The sequence below is a fragment of the Clostridium sp. CTA-6 genome (genome assembly GCF_054768115.1).
The window spans coordinates 1-463 of the sequence record NZ_BAAAAU010000037.1; the positions used below are offsets into that span (position 1 = coordinate 1).

Below are 463 nucleotides of genomic sequence, written 5' to 3' on the forward strand. Positions count from 1 at the left end.
GTAACACAAGTATGGATGGAAGAGTAGAGAAAACATTCACGGTAGAGACACAATCAGGGAAAGCCACAATACAAACCTATGACATAATGTTAGGAGATCAATATATAACAAATGGAAAGCTAGCATCAGGAAAAACATATACAATAAAAGGCTATGCAAGCAGTCCAAATGGAGTATTATATGAATTTTGGGTTAAAGATGTATCAACAGGAGTTTGGACAAAAATAAGGGATTATAAAGAAGACAGATGTGCAAATTGGACACCAAGTAAAAATGGACAATATGTAATAGCAGTAAATGTAAAGGATAAATATAGTAACACAAGTATGGATGGAAGAGTAGAGAAAACATTCACGGTAGAGACACAATCAGGGAAAGCCACAATACAAACCTATGACATAATGTTAGGAGATCAATATATAACAAATGGAAAGCTAGCATCAGGAAAAACATATACAATAAA

At 33.5% G+C, this 463-nt stretch carries 1 protein-coding gene; it reads left to right on the plus strand.

Features of this window, described 5'->3' with window-relative positions; translation table 11 throughout:
• A partial coding sequence (locus ACYUDJ_RS21375) for a triple tyrosine motif-containing protein (protein WP_460290032.1) occupies positions 1 to 463 on the plus strand: 463 nt, incomplete at both ends.